General features: G+C 71.3%; 15 protein-coding genes. 6 read left to right on the top strand and 9 right to left on the bottom strand.

Annotated features, from left to right (window positions below):
• Nucleotides 1-56: 56 nt before the first annotated feature.
• Nucleotides 57-731 (bottom strand): Crp/Fnr family transcriptional regulator, encoded by a 675-nt coding sequence (locus IG88_RS0118120; RefSeq protein WP_003975365.1) that lies wholly within the window; start codon nt 729-731, stop codon nt 57-59.
• Between the two features lie 369 nt (nt 732-1,100).
• Here IG88_RS0118120 and nth point away from each other — a divergent pair, with 369 nt between their 5' ends.
• From nth to IG88_RS0118105, 3 genes are read left to right on the top strand one after another with little or no spacing between them, the layout of a single operon-like run.
• Nucleotides 1,101-2,222 (top strand): endonuclease III, encoded by a 1,122-nt coding sequence (gene nth, locus IG88_RS38750; protein WP_031041860.1) that lies wholly within the window; start codon nt 1,101-1,103, stop codon nt 2,220-2,222.
• Nucleotides 2,223-2,274: 52 nt separating this feature from the next.
• Nucleotides 2,275-3,018 carry an NUDIX hydrolase gene (locus tag IG88_RS0118110; protein WP_031041857.1) on the top strand — a complete coding sequence of 248 codons (744 nt, stop codon included), beginning with the start codon at nt 2,275-2,277 and terminating at the stop codon, nt 3,016-3,018.
• 45 nt (nt 3,019-3,063) lie between these two features.
• Nucleotides 3,064-4,269: a MarP family serine protease gene (locus tag IG88_RS0118105; protein WP_031041854.1), complete on the top strand. Its 1,206-nt coding sequence runs from the start codon at nt 3,064-3,066 to the stop codon at nt 4,267-4,269.
• A gap of 42 nt (nt 4,270-4,311) precedes the next feature.
• Here IG88_RS0118105 and IG88_RS41375 read toward each other — a convergent pair whose 3' ends face one another.
• The 6 genes from IG88_RS41375 to IG88_RS0118080 form a co-directional block, all read right to left on the bottom strand.
• The gene (locus tag IG88_RS41375) at nt 4,312-4,497 is read right to left on the bottom strand and encodes a hypothetical protein (RefSeq protein WP_078861527.1); all 186 of its coding nucleotides are present in this window, start codon (nt 4,495-4,497) and stop codon (nt 4,312-4,314) included.
• 149 nt (nt 4,498-4,646) lie between these two features.
• Nucleotides 4,647-5,615: an alpha/beta fold hydrolase gene (locus IG88_RS0118100; RefSeq protein WP_031041852.1), complete on the bottom strand. Its 969-nt coding sequence runs from the start codon at nt 5,613-5,615 to the stop codon at nt 4,647-4,649.
• Nucleotides 5,612-6,100 (bottom strand): phage holin family protein, encoded by a 489-nt coding sequence (locus IG88_RS0118095; RefSeq protein WP_031041849.1) that lies wholly within the window; start codon nt 6,098-6,100, stop codon nt 5,612-5,614. The genes IG88_RS0118100 and IG88_RS0118095 overlap by 4 nt, the downstream gene beginning before the upstream one ends.
• 64 nt (nt 6,101-6,164) lie before the next feature.
• Complete coding sequence (gene nhaA / locus IG88_RS0118090) at nt 6,165-7,589, bottom strand: Na+/H+ antiporter NhaA (RefSeq protein WP_031041846.1); 1,425 nt, start codon at nt 7,587-7,589, stop codon at nt 6,165-6,167.
• Between the two features lie 177 nt (nt 7,590-7,766).
• On the bottom strand, nt 7,767-9,722 hold the full coding sequence (acs, locus tag IG88_RS0118085) for an acetate--CoA ligase (RefSeq protein ID WP_031041844.1): 1,956 nt from the start codon (nt 9,720-9,722) through the stop codon (nt 7,767-7,769).
• 260 nt (nt 9,723-9,982) lie between these two features.
• Entirely contained in the window at nt 9,983-12,628 is a 2,646-nt protein-coding gene (locus IG88_RS0118080; protein WP_031041839.1) for a SulP family inorganic anion transporter, read from the bottom strand.
• A 254-nt stretch (nt 12,629-12,882) separates the two neighbouring features.
• Between IG88_RS0118080 and IG88_RS0118075 the strand changes: the two genes are divergently transcribed.
• Nucleotides 12,883-14,178 (top strand): polysaccharide deacetylase family protein, encoded by a 1,296-nt coding sequence (locus IG88_RS0118075; protein WP_031041837.1) that lies wholly within the window; start codon nt 12,883-12,885, stop codon nt 14,176-14,178.
• A 30-nt stretch (nt 14,179-14,208) separates the two neighbouring features.
• On the opposite strand, the gene IG88_RS0118070 is transcribed toward IG88_RS0118075, so the two are convergent.
• Complete coding sequence (locus IG88_RS0118070) at nt 14,209-15,189, bottom strand: ATP-binding protein (protein ID WP_031041835.1); 981 nt, start codon at nt 15,187-15,189, stop codon at nt 14,209-14,211.
• A gap of 111 nt (nt 15,190-15,300) precedes the next feature.
• On the opposite strand from IG88_RS0118070, the gene IG88_RS0118065 reads away from it, so the two are divergent.
• Nucleotides 15,301-16,125, top strand: a complete 825-nt coding sequence (locus IG88_RS0118065) for a Fic family protein (RefSeq protein ID WP_031041831.1) — start codon at nt 15,301-15,303, stop codon at nt 16,123-16,125.
• A 379-nt stretch (nt 16,126-16,504) separates the two neighbouring features.
• On the opposite strand, the gene IG88_RS0118060 is transcribed toward IG88_RS0118065, so the two are convergent.
• Nucleotides 16,505-17,362: an HAD family hydrolase gene (locus IG88_RS0118060; RefSeq protein WP_031041829.1), complete on the bottom strand. Its 858-nt coding sequence runs from the start codon at nt 17,360-17,362 to the stop codon at nt 16,505-16,507.
• 794 nt (nt 17,363-18,156) lie between these two features.
• On the opposite strand from IG88_RS0118060, the gene ssd reads away from it, so the two are divergent.
• A complete protein-coding gene (gene ssd, locus IG88_RS0118055) occupies nt 18,157-19,350 on the top strand; it encodes a septum site-determining protein Ssd (protein WP_031041826.1) in 1,194 nt (397 codons plus the stop codon).
• Nucleotides 19,351-19,542 lie beyond the last annotated feature (192 nt).

Raw genomic sequence — 19,542 nt, 5'->3', positions numbered from 1 at the left:
CGGCGCGGGGCGCCGACGGTGCGTCGGTGGTGCGTCGGCGGTGTGCCCGCGGTGCGTCAGCGGGAGCGCTTGGCCAGCCGCTCGACGTCCAGGAGGATCACCGCGCGGGCTTCCAGGCGGAGCCAGCCGCGCTGGGCGAAGTCCGCCAGCGCCTTGTTGACCGTCTCGCGGGACGCGCCGACCAGTTGGGCCAGCTCCTCCTGCGTGAGGTCGTGCACCACGTGGATGCCCTCCTCCGACTGCACGCCGAAGCGGCGGGAGAGGTCCAGCAGGGCGCGGGCGACACGGCCGGGGACGTCCGAGAAGACCAGGTCGGACATGGCGTCGTTGGTCTTGCGCAGGCGGCGGGCGACGGCGCGCAGCAGGGCGGTGGCGACCTCGGGGCGGACGTTCAGCCAGGGCTGGAGGTCGCCGTGGCCGAGGGCGAGGAGCTTGACCTCGGTCAGCGCGGTGCCGGTGGCCGTGCGCGGGCCCGGGTCGAAGAGCGACAGCTCGCCGATTAGCTCGCTGGGGCCGACGACGGCCAGCATGTTCTCGCGCCCGTCGGGGGACGTGCGGTGGAGCTTGACCTTGCCTTCCGTGACCACGTAGAGGCGGTCTCCGGGGTCCCCCTCGTGGAACAGGGTGTCGCCGCGGGCGAGGGTCACCTCACTCATGGAGGCGCGGAGCTCCGCGGATTGCTCGTCGTCGAGCGCCGCGAAGAGCGGGTTGCGCCGCAGAACGTCGTCCACGAGTTCTCTCCTTGTCGACCGGCTCAGAGGATCTTGTTCCCCCGGTGTACCAGGGGTCCGTGGTGCCCATTTTGCCGGACAGTCCAAACAGTGTGATCTGTCACAAGGATGCCGCACCGACGCCCCGGGGTACGCGGCAGGGGTCCAATTGGGCGCCGATCTTCGAGGTCCGGGGCGGATGTCGGCGCCGGGCCGTAGGCTGGCCGGGTGTCCAAATCGCCGGTGAGAGCACAGGCTCAGGGGGCTGCGCGGGTGACGGGCCGGCCCGATTCCGCTGTGGGCGAACAGGGTCCCGATGGCGGTAGGAGAACGGCGAAAGCGACAAAGAAGGCAGTGCCTGCCAAGAGGGTGACTGCGGAGAAGGGTGCCGTGAAGAAGTCCTCCGCGAGCAAGAAGACAACCGCGAGCAAGAAGACAACCGCGAGCACGGAGACCGGCTCGGGCGGGAAGGCCGCGGCGAAGAAGGCAGCCGCCACCGCCACCGCCACCGAGAAGACGTCCGCGGCGAAGAAGGCAGCCGCGGCCGGGAAAGCCACCGCCGGTGAGAAAGCCACCGCCGGCAAACAGGCCCCCGCCGGCAAGAAGACCGCCGCCAAGAAAGCCGCGCCCCTCAAGCGGCAGGCGCCCGCCAAGAAGCCCGCCGTGGCGCCGAAGAAGGCCACCGCCGCCGTCAAGGGCGTCGCCCCGGCGAAGACCGTCACCCCGGCCTCGCCCCCCGGCGAGTCCCGCACCGCGCTGGTCCGCCGCGCCCGCCGCATCAACCGCGAACTCGCCGAGGTCTATCCGTACGCCCACCCGGAGCTGGACTTCGAGAACCCGTTCCAGTTGGTCGTGGCCACCGTGCTGTCCGCCCAGACCACCGACCTCAGGGTCAACCAGACGACGCCCGCCCTCTTCGCCAAGTACCCCACCCCCGAGGACCTGGCCGCCGCCGTCCCCGAGGAGGTCGAGGAGATCCTGCGCCCGACCGGCTTCTTCCGGGCCAAGACCAGGTCGGTCATAGGGCTGTCCAAGGCCCTGGTCGAGGACTTCGGCGGCGAGGTCCCCGGTCGCCTCGAAGACCTGGTCAAGCTGCCCGGCGTGGGCCGCAAGACCGCCTTCGTCGTGCTCGGCAACGCCTACGGCCGGCCCGGCATCACCGTGGACACGCACTTCCAGCGCCTGGTGCGCCGCTGGCGGTGGACCGAGGAGACCGACCCGGACAAGATCGAGGCCGCCGTCGGCGCGCTCTTCCCGAAGAGCGACTGGACCGACCTCTCGCACCACGTGATCTGGCACGGCCGCCGCATCTGCCACGCCCGCAAGCCCGCCTGCGGAGCCTGTCCCATCGCCCCGCTGTGCCCGGCGTACGGCGAGGGCGAGACCGATCCCGAGAAGGCGAAGAAGCTGCTCAAGTACGAGAAGGGCGGCTTCCCGGGGCAGCGGCTCAAGCCCCCGCAGGCCTACCTGGACGCGGGCGGGAAGCCGGCGCCGCCGCTGGGGGCGGGGTGACGGAACGATCTCGGGGGCGTCGGGCGTTGGAGTCGGCAGGACGGGGGTGGAGATGACACGGGTGAGTGACACACAGGGCCCCATGCGGCACGCCGCCGGGGACGCGACGCTCAGCAAGGAGGGCCTGCCGGGCTGGCTGGACCCGGTGGTGCGGGCGGCCGAGACGGTCCGGCCCACCCAGCTCAGCCGCTTCCTGCCGCCCGAGGACGGCGCCGGCCGCCAGTCCGCCGTCCTGATCCTCTTCGGCGACGGCACCCGAGAGGGCGGGGACGGCCGGGAGTCGGGCCGCGGCCCCGAGCTGCTGCTCATGGAGCGGGCCGGTTCCCTGCGCTCCCATCCGGGCCAGCCCGCCTTCCCGGGCGGCGCCCTCGACCCCGAGGACGGTGATCCGCGCGGCGACGGACCGCTGCGGGCCGCCCTGCGCGAGGCGGAGGAGGAGACCGGTCTCGATCCGTCCGGCGTCCAGCTCTTCGGCGTCCTGCCCAAGCTCTACATCCCGGTGAGCGGCTTCGTCGTCACGCCGGTGCTGGCCTGGTGGCGCGAGCCCAGCCCGGTCGGTGTCGTCGACCCGGCCGAGACGGCGCGCGTCTTCAAGGTCCCCGTGTCGGATCTCACGGACCCCGCCAACCGGGTGACCACCGTGCACCCCAGCGGCCACCGAGGTCCGGCATTCCTGGTCGAATCGGCGCTCGTGTGGGGCTTCACGGCCGGCATCATCGACCGGCTGCTGCACTTCGCGGGCTGGGAGCGGCCATGGGACCGCGAGAAGCAGGTCCCGCTGGACTGGCGCGCATGACAGGGTGGCCTGCGTACCGCAGACGACAAGACGAGGCCTGAATCGGTGAACGTGCTGGACATCCTGTTGCTGCTGGCCGCCGTCTGGTTCGCGATCGTCGGCTTCCGGCAGGGCTTCGTCGTCGGCATCCTGTCGGTGATCGGCTTCCTCGGCGGCGGACTCGTCGCCGTCTACCTGCTGCCGGTGATCTGGGACGCGCTGACCGACGACGCGGAGGTGAGCACGACCGCCGCGGTCGTCGCGGTCGTCGTCGTCATCGTGTGCGCCTCGGTCGGCCAGGCCCTGACGACCCATCTGGGCAACAAGCTGCGCCGCTACATCACGTGGTCCCCGGCCCGCGCCCTGGACGCCACCGGCGGCGCCCTGGTCAACGTCGTCGCGATGCTCCTGGTCGCCTGGCTGCTCGGCTCCGCCCTCGCGCGGACCACGATGCCGACGGTCGGCAAGGAGGTGCGGCAGTCCACGGTGCTGGCGGGAGTGCAGGAGGTCCTGCCCGCGGGCGCCGAGAACTGGTTCGACAACTTCACCTCGGTCCTCGACAAGAACGGCTTCCCGCAGGTCTTCAGCCCGTTCTCCAACGAGACGATCCCCGACACCCCGCCGCCGGACCCGGTGCTGGCGAACAGCCCGGTCGCCGTCAGTGCCAAGCGCTCCATCGTCAAGGTCATGGGCACCGCCCCCGACTGCGGCAAGGTCCTGGAGGGCACCGGATTCGTCTTCTCCGACCGCCGCGTGATGACCAACGCCCACGTCGTGGGCGGCGTCGACGAGCCCACGGTGCAGATAGGCGGCGAGGGCCGCAAGTACGACGCGACGGTCGTCCTCTACGACTGGCGGCGCGACATCGCCGTACTGGACGTGCCCGAACTGAACGCGCCCGCCCTGCGGTTCACGGGCGAGGACCAGGAAGCACAGCGCAACGACGGCGCGATCGTCGCGGGCTTCCCGGAGAACGGGGCGTACGACGTCCGCGCCGCCCGGGTCCGCGGGCGCATCACGGCCAACGGCCCCGACATCTACCACCGCGACACCGTCCGACGGGACGTCTACTCGCTGTACGCGACCGTCCGTCAGGGCAACTCCGGCGGACCGCTGCTGACCCCGCAGGGCGAGGTGTACGGCGTGGTGTTCGCCAAGTCCCTGGACGACCCCGACACCGGCTACGCGCTCACGGCGGACGAGATCCGCGACGACATCAGCAAGGGCCGCACCGCCGACCAGCAGGTGGACAGCGACCGCTGCGCCCTCTAGGTCCGCGGGCGGGTCCGGCCGCCGGTGCGGCGGCGCGGTGCCTCAGGTGCGTGGATGGCGCAGGCGTACGGAGACCCAGCGGGCCCGGCGGCGCAGGATGCGCGGAATGCCCACCCGCAGGTCCGCACCCGCGAGTTGCGGGGTGCCGCCGCGTCGGTGGGTACTGCTCGCGCCGCTCGTGGAGCGGCCGTCGCGTGCTACGTCACTGTAGTCGTGCGTCCAGCCCATACCGGGACGTGTGCCCCCGCCCCAAGGTCGATAACCGTTCCCGGAGCCCCCAATTGGCCTATGCGCCGGGCAAGTGGCCGTTCATGTGACGAGCGTTCCGGTTCGGATACCGGGCGCATCCGTTCGGTGACCGATCGCTCGCGTCACGGTCACCGGTCGGGTTCGGGATCCTTCAGCCAGTTGATCAGTTCGGTAGAGAAAGCGACCGGATCCTCTTCGTGCGGGAAGTGCCCGAGCCCGTCGAACAGCCGCCAGCGGTAGGGCGCTTCGACGTACTGCCCCGACCCGGCCGCGCTCCGCGTCCGCATCACGGGGTCCAGGGAACCGTGCAGATGCAGCGTCGGCACGCGCACCGGCCGCTTCATTCGCCGGTAGAACTGGACGCCGTCCGGACGGGCCAGGGAACGCACCAGCCAGCGGTACGGCTCGACCGAGCAGTGCGCCGTGGAGGGGATGCACATGGCGCGGCGGTACACCGCCACCGCCTCCTCGTCGAGGGGCCGCGGCCCGGACCACTCGTGGAGCAGCCGGCCCACCAGCGCGCCGTCGTCCGCGGTCAGTTGACGCTCCGGCACCCAGGGGCGCTGGAATCCCCAGACGTAGGAGCCCGCCCGGCTCTGCCGGACGTCCCCGAGCATGGCCGAGCGCCAGCGCCGGGGGTGCGGCATGGAGGACACCGCGAGCCGCCGTACGAGCTTGGGACGCATCGCGGCGGCCGTCCAGGCCAGGTAGCCGCCGAGGTCGTGACCGACCAGCGCGGCGTCCGGCTCGCCCAGGGAGCGGACCACGCCGGTGATGTCGAGGGCGAGTCCCGCCGGGTCGTAGCCGCGCGGGGTGCGGTCGCTGCCCCCGACGCCGCGCAGGTCCATGGCGACCGCGCGGAAACCGGCGTCGGCGAGCGCCACCAGTTGGTGCCGCCAGGTCCACCAGAACTGCGGGAAACCGTGCAGCAGCAGCACCAGCGGCCCGTCGCCCAGTTCGGCGATGTGGAAGCGGGCGCCGTTGGCCGCGACGTCGCGGTGGGTCACCTCGGGTCCGCCGGGGATGCCGAGCCGGACGACCGAGGTGGGGTGCTGCGCCGAGGGGGATTGCCCCGAAGGGGTGGTGGAGCCCGTCATGAGGACGAGCGTGCCACAGCCTCGATCGCCTCGGGGGACCGGTCCGCGGGCAGTTCCGGACGCGGGTGCGGCTTGACGTTCTGGAGCACGCCGGCCGTCTGCTTCACCGAGGCGGCCACCTTCTGCGGTCCGCGGCCCTTCTTGGCCTTCTTCGCGAAGACGATGCCGATCAGCGCGAGGAGGAGCGCGACCAGAACATTGGCCGCGAAGGACAGCAGGAAGCAGACGGCGAGGTTCCAGTGGCTCCAGGTGCGGATGCCGTAGGCGAGCGCGAAGCTCAGCATCGGCAGCGAGAAGAGCAGGACCAGGCCCGCGGCGGACAGGGCGCCACCGCTGGTCACCCCGCGCTTGACGTCCGTCTTGAGCTGCGCCTTCGCCAGCGCGATCTCGTCGTGCACGAGCGCCGACATTTCGGTGGTCGCCGAGGCGAACAGTTCGCCGATGGTGCGTTCGGTGCCGACCGGGCTGCCGTCGGGTGCGCTCATCGCGGTCTCCCTCTCCTGCTGGCTCGTCTGAGTACGGTTCCGTCTTTTGTACCGTCTCGTCAGATCATGCCGGACGGTCGTCCTCCTCGCCTGCCCCGCCCGCCACTTCGGCAAGCCGCGCCGACTGCATCTCCTCGGCGATCCGGCGGTGCTCGGCGGCCTTCTTCTCGTGGACGGCGGCCATGCGCAGGTGGTAGGCCGGGTCGTCCTCCTCGTAGATGTCGGGGACACCGCTGAGGTCGTCGTCGCGCTCCTCCTCCGCGACCATCCCCCGGTACTTCGCGTTCCGTACCTTCAGCAGCACCGTCGCCAGCGCCGCCGCGATCAGCGAGCCGCACAGGACGGCGGCCTTGACCTCGTCGGTCATCGCCGCGTCGCCCTCGAAGGCCAGCTCACCGATGAGCAGCGAGACGGTGAACCCGATGCCGGCCAGGGTGGCCACCGCGAACACGTCGGCCCACGCCAGGTCCTCGCTGAGCGACGCCTTGGTGAACCGGGACGTCAGCCAGGTGCCGCCGAAGATGCCCAGCGTCTTGCCGAGGACGAGTCCGAGCACCACGCCGAGGGTCTCCGGCTTGGTGAACACGTCGGCCAGCGCCCCGCCGGAGACGGCCACACCCGCACTGAACAGGGCGAACAGCGGCACGGCCAGACCGGCCGACAGGGGACGCACGAGGTGCTCGATGTGCTCGCCGGGGGAGTGGTCCTCGCCCTCGCGCGTGTGGCAGCGCAGCATGAGGCCCATCGCGACACCGGCGATGGTGGCGTGGACGCCGCTGTTGTACATCAGGCCCCAGATCACCAGGCCGAGCGGGACGTACACGTACCAGCCGCGTACGCCCTTGCGCAGCAGCAGCCAGAACACGACGAGGCCGACGACCGCGCCGCCCAGCGCGGCGAAGTTCAGGGTGTCGGTGAAGAAGACCGCGATGATCAGGATGGCGAACAGGTCGTCGACGACGGCGAGGGTCAGCAGGAAGGCGCGCAGGGCGCTCGGCAGCGACGTGCCGATGACGGCGAGCACCGCGAGTGCGAAGGCGATGTCGGTGGCGGTCGGCACGGCCCAGCCGGACAGGGAGCCGCCGCCCACGGTGGCGGTGACGGTGTAGACGACCGCCGGTACAGCCATGCCGCACAGCGCCGCGATCACCGGGAGCGCGGCGGCCTTGGGATCCTTGAGGTCACCGGCGACCAGTTCGCGTTTGAGTTCGATGCCGGCGACGAAGAAGAAGATCGCGAGGAGTCCGTCGGCCGCCCAGTGCGCCACCGACAGGTTGAGGCCGAGTGCCCCGGGGCCGAAGTGGAAGTGGCTGACGCTCTCGTAGCTGTCGTGCAGCGCCGGTATGTTCGCCCAGACCAGGGCGGCGATCGCGGCGAGCAGCAGCAGGACGCCGCCGACGGTTTCGGTGCGCAGCGCGTCCGCGATGTAGGTGCGCTCCGGAAGGGACAGCCGTCCGAAGGCCTTGCGGGGGGTGCGGGGCGCGGTCACGGGGAGAACCTCCGGTCGGTGGGCAGCACGGAATGCGTGCCGACCAGACTTCCCGGCGCACCATGAGGATCTTGATGGGTCTCTTACGTTCTCCCCAGCTTACCCGGGCCCCGGTGCTCACACCGGGCGAGGGCACCCGGCACGTGCGCTGTGCCGGGTGCCCTCGGTGTCCGTGGCTCAGTCCTCGCTGGGCGCGGCCGGGAGCTTGGACTGGATGAGGTCCATCACCGTGGAGTCGGCCAGCGTCGTGACGTCGCCGACCTGGCGGTTCTCCGCGACGTCGCGCAGCAGACGCCGCATGATCTTGCCGGAGCGGGTCTTCGGCAGCTCCGAGACCGGCAGGATCCGCTTGGGCTTGGCGATCGGGCCGAGGGTGGCACCGACGTGGTCGCGCAGCTCGGCGATCAGGCCGTCGCTCTCGGCGGTGGTGCCGCGCAGGATCACGAAGGCGACGATGGCCTGCCCGGTGGTCTCGTCCGCCGCGCCGACTACGGCCGCCTCGGCGACCGAGGGGTGGGAGACGAGGGCCGACTCGACCTCGGTGGTGGAGATGTTGTGCCCCGAGACGAGCATCACGTCGTCGACGCGGCCGAGGAGCCAGATGTCGCCGTCGTCGTCCTTCTTGGCGCCGTCGCCCGCGAAGTACTTGCCCTCGAAGCGCGACCAGTAGGTGTCGATGAAGCGCTGGTCGTCGCCCCAGATGGTGCGCAGCATCGACGGCCACGGCTCGGTGAGGACCAGGTAGCCGCCCCCGCCGTTGGGCACCTCGTTGGCCTCGTCGTCGACGACGGTGGCGGAGATGCCGGGCAGCGGACGCTGGGCGGAGCCCGGCTTGGCGTGGGTGACGCCCGGCAGCGGCGTGATCATCATCGAGCCGGTCTCGGTCTGCCACCAGGTGTCGACGACCGGGGTGGTGTCCGCACCGATGTTCTTGCGGTACCAGACCCACGCCTCGGGGTTGATCGGCTCGCCGACCGAGCCGAGGACGCGCAGGGACGACAGGTCGAACTTGGCGGGGATGTCGTCGCCCCACTTCATGAACGTCCGGATCGCGGTGGGCGCGGTGTAGAGGATCGTCACCCCGTACTTCTGCACGATCTCCCAGAACCTGCCCTGGTGCGGGGTGTCCGGGGTGCCCTCGTACATGACCTGCGTCGCGCCGTTGGCGAGCGGGCCGTAGACGATGTACGAGTGCCCGGTGACCCAGCCGACGTCGGCGGTGCACCAGAAGACGTCGGTCTCCGGCTTGAGGTCGAAGACGGCCCAGTGCGTGTACGCCGTCTGCGTGAGGTAGCCGCCGGAGGTGTGCAGGATGCCCTTGGGCTTACCCGTCGTGCCGGACGTGTACAGGATGAACAGCGGGTGCTCCGCGTCGAACGCCTCGGGCGTGTGCTCGGCGGACTGCCCGTCGACGGCCTCGTGCCACCACTTGTCGCGGGAGTCGTCCCAGGCGACGTCCTGGCCGGTGCGGCGGACGACGAGCACGTGCTCGACGATCCCGGCACGCTCGACGGCCTCGTCGACGGCGGGCTTGAGCGCGGACGGCTTGCCGCGCCGGTACCCGCCGTCGGCGGTGATGACGACGCGGGCGTCGGCGTCCTGGATGCGGGTGGCCAGGGCGTCCGAGGAGAAGCCGCCGAAGACGACGGAGTGCGCGGCGCCGATGCGGGCACAGGCCAGCATCGCGATCGCCGTCTCCGGGATCATCGGCATGTAGACGGCGACCCGGTCGCCCTTCCGTACACCCAGCTCCAGCAGGGCGTTGGCGGCCTTGGAGACCTCGTCCTTGAGCTGCGCGTAGGTGATGGCGCGGCTGTCGCCCGGCTCGCCCTCGAAGTGGATGGCGACCCGGTCGCCGTGACCGGCCTCCACGTGGCGGTCCACGCAGTTGTAGGCGACGTTCAGCTTGCCGTCCTTGAACCACTTGGCGAACGGCGGGTTCGACCAGTCGAGCGTCTCGGTCGGCTCCTTCGCCCAGGTCAGGCGGCGGGCCTGCTCGGCCCAGAAGCCGAGCCTGTCAGCCTTGGCCCGTTCGTACGCCTCTGCCGTGACGTTGGCGTTCGCGGCCAGGTCGGCGGGGGGTGCGAACCTGCGTTCTTCCTTGAGCAGGTTGGCCAAGGATTCGTTGCTCACGACATCTCCCTTTCTCAGGGTTGTCCGTTGTGTCCCAGGCCACAGCTCATCAGACCCGGGGGGCCGATGACAAGGGTCGACGGGCAAATGGTTTAGACCTGTTGTGGTCGCCGTCTGCCTGCGGTGTCTCCTCCGTGGCTTCGTGGTCCGTGGTCACCCGTACCCACGGACGCCGACGGCGCGGGGTTCAGCGTGTGTAACGCCGCTCACACCGGCCCGCGCCGCGGCTCCGCCGGAACGCCCGGACTGCGCAGTCGCTCTCAGGCGGTCAGGTCGATCTCCGGCACCAGCTCGAACACGCTCCCTTCCGCCTCCTGCGACAGCAGGTACGACTGGGCCTCGCCGAGATGGAAGTACATGCCGTGCAGCTCCAGGTCACCGCTCCGCAGCGCCCGGGCCACCGACGCGTGGGCGCGCAGGTGCTCCAGTTGCTGGACCACGTTGGCCAGGCACAGTTGCTCGGCCGCGTCGGCGATTTCGCGTCCGGCCAGACGGGGACGGGGACGGGGGCGGGACCGGGCGTGGGACCGGGCGTGGGCGGCGGCGCCGGAGCCCGCGTCCGCGTTCGTGGCCGCGTCCGTGCCAGTGTCCGCGTCCGTGCCAGTGTCCGCGTGTGCGCGTTCCAGGCTGGGCAGCCCGTGCCGCAGCCACCGCTGGAGGGGAGTGTGCCCGTCCCCCGGTCCGGCACCGAGCAGCGCCTGCATGGCCCCGCACCCGGAATGGCCGCACACGGTGACGGACCGCACCTTCAGCACGTCCACCGCGTACTCGATCGCCGCGGCCACCGAGTCGTCGCCGCTCTCCTCACCGGGCAACGGGACGAAGTTGCCGACGTTGCGCACGACGAAGAGGTCGCCGGGACCGCTGGAGGTGATCATCGATGTGACCACTCGCGAGTCGGCGCAGGTCAGGAAGAGCTGGGAGGGCTGCTGTCCCTCCCGCGCCAGCCGGGCCAGCTCGCGTCGCATCAGGGGCGCGGTGTTGCGGTGGAACGCGCTGATGCCACGGGCGAGTTCGCCGCCGGAGCGTCTCGCGGGGTTCGCGGGAATCGCGGGCTTCGCCGGTCCGTCGGGGATGCCGGGTGTGCCGGGTGTGCCGGGTGTGCCGGGTGTGCTCGGACCGGTGGCGGGGGCGGTCGTCTCACCGGCGGTCTTGTGGGCCGCCGTGTCGGCCGGCACTGTGCCGGAAGCCTCGCCCGAACCTCTGCCGAGGCGCCCGCCGCGGGACCTGTCGCGAGCCCCGCCCGCGGTGTCCTGCCGGTCCGCGCCGGATGGCGGTGCCGCCGGGGGGCGGTCGCACTGGTGATTGCGCCACGGTGTCCAGGGACGGCAGCGGCAGCCGTCGGTCGCGGCCGGTTCGGAGATGCGGGTGCCGGGCCGGCGGCCGGTGATGTCGACGGAGCCGCCCTGCGAGATGTGGGTCTTCTGCCAGTCCTGCAGCGTCTCGTACGCCGCGTGGTCCATGAACGACCCGTCCAGCTCCACGACCGCGTCCGCCCCGTGGGGCACCTGGTGCAGGAGGCGGCTGAGCCGCGGCACGGCGAGGAACGTCAACTGGCCGCGCACATGTACGTGGTGGACTCCTTCCGCTTCGTCGTGGGTGATCCGGGTGCGGGTGAGGCGGTGCAGGGCGACGCCGACGGCGACGGCGATGCCCAGGGCGACGCCCTCCAGGACGCCGAGGAAGACCACGCCGCCGGTGGTGACCGCGTAGACCAGCACCTCGCGGTGGCGGGTCACCGTGCGGATGTGGTTCAGCGAGATCATCTTGAAGCCGACGGTCATGACCAGGGCGGCGAGCGAGGCGAGCGGGATGAGCTCCAGGGCCGGGACCAGCAGCAGTGCGGCGATCACTACGAGAACGCCGTGCAGCATCGTGGAGTTCCGGCTGACGGCGCCCGCCGCCACGTTCGCGGAACTGCGCACGGCCACCCCGGCGACGGGCAGCCCGCCCAGCGACCCGGAGACGATGTTGGCCGCGCCCTGTCCGAGCAGTTCGCGGTCGAGGTCGGAACGCTTGACGTGACCGGCCGGGGTGGGCCGGGCAGCGACCAGTTTGTCCACCGCGACCGCACCGAGCAGCGACTGCACGCTGCACACCAGCGTGGTGGTGAGGACGGCGGCGACCAGGCCGAGTACCGGGCCGTCGGGCAGCGTGGCCAGGGCGTGACTGCTCCAGGAGGGCAGGTCGACCTTGGGCAGGACCAGCCCGGTGAGGGCGGCGACCGCGGTGGCGCCGGCGACGGCGATCAGGGCGGCGGGCACTCTGCCCAGCACCTGACCGGCCCGGCCGGGAAGGCGGGGCCACAGCAGCAGAAGGACCAGGGCCAGCACGCTCACGGCCAGGTCGGCGGGGTGGAGGTTCGCCAACTGGGCGGGCAGTGCGACCAGGTTCTCCGGCACGGAGCTCTGCGGGGTGCCGCCGAGGACGATGTGCAGTTGGGCGACGGCGATGGTGACGCCGATGCCGGCGAGCATGCCGTGCACGATGGCGGGGCTCACGGCGAGCGCCGAGCGCGCCACGCGCAGGCAGCCCAGGCCCAGTTGGGCCAGCCCGGCGAGCACGGTGATGGCGCAGGTCGTACGCCACCCGTAGCGCTGGATGAGGTCGGCGGTGACCACGGTGAGCCCGGCTGCCGGGCCGCTGACCTGGAGCGGGCAGCCGCCGATCCGTCCGGCGACGATTCCGCCCACCGCGGCCGCGACGAGGCCGGCCTGGAGGGGAGCGCCGGTGGCCAGCGCGATGCCCAGGGAGAGGGGCAGGGCGATCAGGAACACCGCGATCGCGGCCGAGACGTCGGCGCCCGCGACGCGGAAGCGCCGGGGACCGCCGGGCGGCGGGCTGTGCGGTGGGTGGACGTGCTTGGTCCGTGCCGAATCGGCGCGGGCGGGGACGCAGGCTGACATGTTCCCGACTCCTGAGGGTCGTTCGATTACAGCGAGTAAATGAATAGTAATGCAGAGTAAAGAAGAGGCATAGGTTTTTACCGCGAATGGAGTAACGCCCCGCGCATTAGAGTGAATCGACCATTTCATCGGCTTGTCGTACTAATTCCCTCTCATTTCCGTGTCACCTTGACGGCGCTGACGGCACGGCCCGGCTCAGCACCCGACATCGCCTTGTCGGCGTTGGCCCGAGAGAAGGAAGAAGGTGGGCGGACATGGCCGCCACCCGCAGGATGGCCTCCCAGAGGATGGCCGCGCGCGCCGTGGTCGCCGCGGTCTGCGCCGCGTCGCTCGCCGGTTGCGCGATCGACAGCGGCTCCGGTTCCGGGGAAGGCACGCAAGGTCCGGAGAAGGAGAAGGGGAAGGCGGCACCGGCGCCCAAGAACGCGGTCCGGCTGATCGGTGACGGCTCCACCGCGTACACCGGGGCCCAGCCGCACCTGCCCCGGCCCGAACGCCTCAAGCCCGGCCAGAAGCCCCCGCAGTTCGTGGTGTTCTCGTGGGACGGCGCGGGCGAGGACAGTCAGAAGCTGTTCTCCCACTTCCGCGAAGTGGCCAAGGAGAACAACGCCAAGATGACGTTCTTCCTGAGCGGCGTGTACATGCTGCCCACCGAGAAGAAGGACCTGTACAGCCCGCCCCAGCACTCACCGGGCCGCTCCGACATCGGCTTCAACGACGAGCAGGGCATCACCGACACCGTCAAGCAGTTGCGGCTGGCGTGGCAAGAGGGCAATGAGATCGGCACCCACTTCAACGGGCACTTCTGCGGCGCCGACGGCGGCGTCGGCGAGTGGTCCGTCGAGGAGTGGAAGGAGGAGATCAGCCAGGCCAAGCAGTTCGTGAAGACCTGGAAGACCAACACCGGGTTGAAGAACGCGGCGCCCCTCCCCTTCGACTACGACAAGGAGCTGATCGGCGCCCGCACCCCGTGCCTGGAGGGCCAGAAGAACTTCATGAAGGCCGCGAGCCAGATGGGCTTCCGCTACGACAGCAGCGGCGTGAACAACCAGGTCTGGCCGTCGAAGAAGGACGGCCTGTGGGACCTGTCGATGCAGCTCGTGCCGTTCCCCGGCCACTCCTACGAGCAGCTCACCATGGACTACAACTACATGGTCAACCAGTCGGGCAGCGCCACCCAGGGCGACCCCGACAAGCGCGAGTTCTGGGGCGACCAGATGCGCGACAGCCTGCTCAAGGGCTTCGACCGGGCCTACGACGGCAACCGGGCGCCCCTGATCATCGGCAACCACTTCGAGTCCTGGAACGGCGGCACCTACATGCGCGCCGTCGAGGAGGTCGTCGAGACGGTGTGCAAGAAGGAGGAGGTGCGCTGCGTCTCCTTCCGGCAGCTCGCGGACTGGCTGGACGCGCAGGACCCGAAGGTGCTCAAGAAGCTGGGCACCCTCGGCGTCGGCGAGGCTCCCGAGAAGGGGTGGGCCTCCTTCCTGTCGGCCGCGCCCGCGCCGGCGCCGAAGGGAGTGCCCGGGGCGCCGGCCGCCAAGCAGTAGCACCGCCCGCCCCCGGGTGGCGCGAGGCGGTCATGCGGGGGCGGTGATCTCCTCGCCGAGCACGAAGCCGGGGTCGACCTGCGCGGCCAGGTCGTCCCCCGTGCGCTCGTTGCCCCAACTGCGGGCGTTCTTCAGGTGGAAGTGCACCATCTGCTGCGTGTACCGCGCCCAGTCCCGCAGCTCGTACGTCGCGTCGACGGCCGTGTGCAGCGTGCGCAGCGCCCGGTCGTTGGCCTCCTCGAGAAGGTCGAACCGGGGCGGGCGGCCCTTCTCCATGGCGCGCACCCAGTCCGAGTGCCCGACGGTGACCAGGAGGTCCTCGCCGACCTGGTCGCGCAGGAAGTCGAGGTCGTCCTGGCCCTGCACCTTGTTGCCGACGACTTTCAGGGTGACGCCGAAGTCGCGGGCGTACTCCTTGTACTGGCGGTAGACGGAGACCCCCTTCCGGGTCGGCTCGGCGACGAGGAACGTGATGTCGAAGCGGGTGAACATGCCGGAGGCGAACGAGTCCGAGCCGGCGGTCATGTCCACCACGACGTACTCGTCACGGCCGTCGACCAGGTGATTCAGGCACAGCTCCACCGCTCCGGTCTTGGAGTGGTAGCAGGCGACCCCCAGGTCGGCGTCCGTGAAGGGCCCGGTGACCATCAAACGGACGGTCCCGCCGTCGAGTTCCACCGGACGGGCGCAGGCGTCGTAGACCGGGTTGTCCTCGCGCACCCGCAGGAGGCGCGAACCCTCGCCGGGCGGAGTCGTCTTGATCATCTTTTCGGCGGAGGCGATGCGCGGGTTGGTGCCACGCAGATGGTCCTTGATCAGTGGGAGGTGCTCGCCCAGCGCGGGCAGCCCGGCCGCCTCCGCGTCGTCGAGCCCCAGCGCGGCCCCGAGGTGCTGGTTGATGTCGGCGTCGATCGCGACGACGGGTGCGCCGGTGGCGGCGAGGTGGCGGACGAACAGGGAGGACAGGGTCGTCTTGCCGCTGCCACCCTTCCCGACGAAAGCAATTTTCATGTTCACCAACGGTAGTGGCCCGATGGCCGTACGTGGCGCCCGAGTGCGGTGCGGGGTGAAGAAGACCACTCATTCGTGGGGTGCGCCGCGGGTTTGCGTAGGGTCTTACCCATGAGTACGACAGGCGCCAACGCCGATCCGCTCGCGGCCCTGGGAGCCCTGCCCGGGGTGGCCGAGTCCGTGGAGTCCGTCCGCAAGGCCGTCGACCGGGTCTACGGCCACCGGATCATGCGGCGCCGCAGCAACGAGATCACCTCCGAGGCCGCGCTGCGCGGCGCCCGGGGCTCGGCGGCGCTGTCCGGGGCGGACTGGGCCCTGGAGGAGCTGCGCCGGCGCAGCGACTTCAGCGGCGACGACGAGGCCCGCGCGGTGGGCGCCGCGCTCCGGCTCACGGCCGAGGCGGGGCAGTTGCTGTCCATCTGGCGTCAGTCGCCGCTGCGGGTCCTGGCCCGGCTGCACCTGGTGGCGGCCGCGACCCAGGCCGACGAGGTGGGGCGGCCCCGTCAGAAGGCCGAGCCGGTGGCGGAACCGCTCGTCGAACTGCCGCTGCCCGACGCCGAGGAGGCGCACGGCCGCCTGGACGGGCTGGCCGCGCTGATCACCGCGGGCGGTTCCGCGCCGGCGCTGGTCACGGCCGCCGTGGTGCACGGAGAACTCCTGGCGCTGCGCCCGTTCACCTCCCACAACGGACTGGTCGCGCGCGCGGCCGAGCGCATCGTCCTGGTCGGCAGCGGCCTGGATCCCAAGTCGGTCTGTCCGGCCGAGGTCGGGCACGCCGAGCTGGGGCGCGCGGCCTATCTGGCGGCCCTCGACGGCTACGTGTCGGGGACCCCGGACGGCATGGCCGCCTGGATCGCCCACTGCGGCAAGGCGGTCGCGCTGGGTGCCCGTGAGTCGACGGCGGTGTGCGAGGCGCTCCAGCGCGGGGCGGCGTAGGGCGCGCCGGGGCGGGTCCGGGCAGGTCTCGGGATGCCTGAGAGGCAGAAATGCGGCGGTACGAATGCTCGTACCGCCGCTGGCACGACCGCCGGGTTACCAAGCGTCCTCGGTATGTGCCCATCAGGTCGGGAACTTCGCCCGTCACCTGGTGCGGCTGGCCCGTAATCGACGGGTCGACGTCGCGTGGGTGCCCGGTGTCCGTGCTCGGTCCGTGGGGCCAGAATGCGTGTTTGAGGTGATCCTTTCGGATGTCCTTGGTCTCGCGGGCCGTTGAGTCCTTTGTACTCCTGGGCCCGAGTAAGCGGAAGAGTTCGTTGCACTTCTTTACTTTCGCCCCATGCGCGGGTGAAAGGACGGAACGGGCCGTGTGCGCCGGTCAGGCGGCCGCGGACCGGCGCCGGCTCGCGTACCAGACGAGGCCTGCGGTGGCCGCCGCGGCGCCTATCGCGGCGGCGGCGACGAGTGCGGGGCGCGGGGGTACGGAGAAGCCTCCGAGCCGCTGCTTGAGTCGCACCGGACGGTGGAAGTCGAGAATCGGCCACTCGCGCGCGAGAGCCTCCCGGCGCAGCGCGCGGTCGGGGTTGACCGCGTGCGGACGGCCGACGGCCTCCAGCATCGGCAGGTCGGTCGCGGAGTCGCTGTAGGCGTAGCAGCGGGTCAGGTCGTATCCCTCGGACGCGGCCAGTTCCCGGATCGCCTCCGCCTTGGTCGGGCCGTACGCGTAGTACTCCACCTCCCCGGTGAAGCAGCCGTCGTCACCCACGACCATGCGGGTCGCCACCACGCGGTCCGCGCCGAGCAGCTCGCCGATGGGCTCGACGACCTCGGCGCCCGACGTGGACACGATCACGACGTCGCGGCCGGCCGTGTGGTGCTCCTCGATGAGGGAGGCCGCCTCGTCGTAGATGATCGGGTCGATCAGGTCGTGCAGGGTCTCGGCGACCAGCTCCTTGACCAACCGGACGTTCCACCCGCGGCACAGTGCGGAGAGGTACTCCCGCATCCGTTCCATCTGGTCGTGGTCGGCTCCGCCGGCGAGGAAGACGAACTGGGCATATGCGGTACGCAACACGGCCCTGCGGTTGATCAGCCCGCCTTGGTAGAACGACTTGCTGAACGTGAGCGTGCTCGACTTCGCGATGACCGTCTTGTCCAGGTCGAAGAAGGCCGCTGTGCGGGGCATGGAGTGGCGCGCGGAGTGCGGCAAGGAGTGGTTTTCCACAAGCCCGAGCATAGGCGCAGCCCATTCGGCGTAAGGTGGGGCGCGTGGGTTTGCCTGAGAAGGCTCTCGGGTACACCATGGAAGTCACGGATCGTTCGCGACCGTGCTAACCCGGTCCGACTCCTCCCCCCCCGAGTCGGCCGTGGAGACGACCCCCGCTCTCCCCCCGGCGGGGGTCGTCGCATGTCCGGGTGGGTTTCTTCGTTCTTCCCCTGATCCGGGCCCCGTGCCGTTGCACGCGGGGCCCGGACTTTGGCGTGGGGCCGGTTGGATACTGAGCGTAGTCACCGGACTGCTCTGCGGAACTCGCACGCGGGGTGGAGCGGGGAGGGGCGTGGCTCACCGGTTCGAGTGAGTCGGTATTCACAGCCATCGAGTTGTCCACAGATTTTGACCAAGATCCACACGATTTTCCGGTCCGCTGCATCGTGATTCCCATGCGTTCGGGCCGCGCCGAGTTCTCCGGCCGGATCTGTTTGCCGGACGTGTGATGACGGCCGCTCGTGCGGACCGGTTTCCGGTTCCTCGCGCGGCAGCGAATCGCGGGGCCGTACGGCTGCGCGAGAGACGGCGAACGCCACGGACACCACGAGACACGACACCAGACACGGCGCCACGAGACACAGCGCCACGAGACACAGCGACACGAGACACAGCGCCACGAGACACGGCGCCACGAGACACGACACCGCGACACGCGGCCTGCGACACACGGCGGCATACGGCGGCACCGGGTGCGCCGCGAGACACCGCGAGCGCCGGTGCCACTGCGGGAGCCGCGTCGAAGCCGAAGGGGGAGTCCCACCATGACCGGAACCATCACGCACGACCCGCCGCCCGCCTCCGGAGGACGGCAGAGCGGGCCCTTGATCGTCACCGAGGACCCGGACCTCCTCGACGACCTGCTGCGCCTGTGTGCGGCCGCGGGCGCCACACCGGAGGTGCACCACTCGGTACCAGAGTTGCCGCCTTCGACGCCGTCCGCGTCCACGGCGACGGCTTCCGCGGCGAACCCGCCCCCGCCGGGCCCGGCACGGCCGACCGGCTGGGAGGCCGCGCCCCTGGTCCTCGTCGGAGACGACGCGGCGCGGCGTGTCCGCGGAGCCGTCCGGAGACGCGGAGTGGTCCTGGTCGGGCGTGACCAGGACGACTCGGGCGTCTGGCAGCGGGCGGTCGAGATCGGCGCCGACCACGTCCTGATGCTGCCCGACGGCGAACAGTGGCTGGTCGACCGCATCGCGGACGTCGCCGAGGGCGTCGGCCGCCCGGCCCTCACCGTCGGCGTGATCGGCGGCCGGGGCGGCGCCGGGGCGTCCACACTGGCCTGCGCCCTGGCCGTCACCTCCGCGCGGGAGGGGCTGCGCAGTCTGCTGGTGGACGCCGATCCGATGGGCGGCGGCCTCGACGTCCTCCTCGGTGGGGAGACGGCCGACGGGCTGAGATGGCCCGCGTTCGCGGCCTCCCGCGGGCGGCTCGGTGGCGGCGCACTGGAGGAGTCGCTGCCCGAGCTGCACTCGTTGCGGGTGCTGAGCTGGGACCGGGGGGACTGCGTCGCGGTACCGCCGCAGGCCGTACGCGCGGTGCTCGCCGCGGCCCGGCGCAGGGGCGGCACGGTCGTCGTGGACCTGCCCCGCCGGATCGACGACGGTGTCGCCGAGATCCTCGCCCAGCTCGACGTCGGCATCCTCGTCGTCCCCGCGGAACTGCGGGCCGTCGCCGCGGCGGGGCGGGTGGCTGCCGCGGTCGGCATGGTCCTGCGCGACCTCCGGGTCGCCGTGCGCGGACCGTACGCCTCCGGACTCGACGACCGCGAGGTGGCCCGGCTGCTGGGCCTCCCCCTCGTTGGTGAAGTGCCGGTCGAATCCGGGCTGTTGCGCGCCACGGAGAGCAGACGGCCCCCGGGCACGCCCTCCCGGGGTCCGCTGGCGCGCTTCTGCCGGGGCTTCTGGGATCGGGCCCTGGCCGACGCGGAGGGATGGGGCGGGAGTGGCGCCGCATGAGGGAGATGACCGGGGTGGTCGCGAGAGGTGGGAGGCAGGTCGCAGTGGACATGAGGGTTGCGGGGGTGCGGGGCGGGACGTCCTGGACGTCCGCGAGGACCGCCGCGGAGGCGGACACGGGCCGGGGATACCCCGGGGCGTCCGGTGGGCTGTCGACGCCGGGGGCACACGGCGGGCCGACTGCCCGGACGG

The sequence above is a fragment of the Streptomyces sp. NRRL F-5650 genome, from assembly GCF_000721365.1.
Taxonomy (GTDB): Bacteria; Actinomycetota; Actinomycetes; order Streptomycetales; family Streptomycetaceae; genus Streptomyces; species Streptomyces ardesiacus.
Note: the sequence above shows the minus strand (reverse complement) of the source record. Positions and strands in the feature narration are given on the sequence as shown.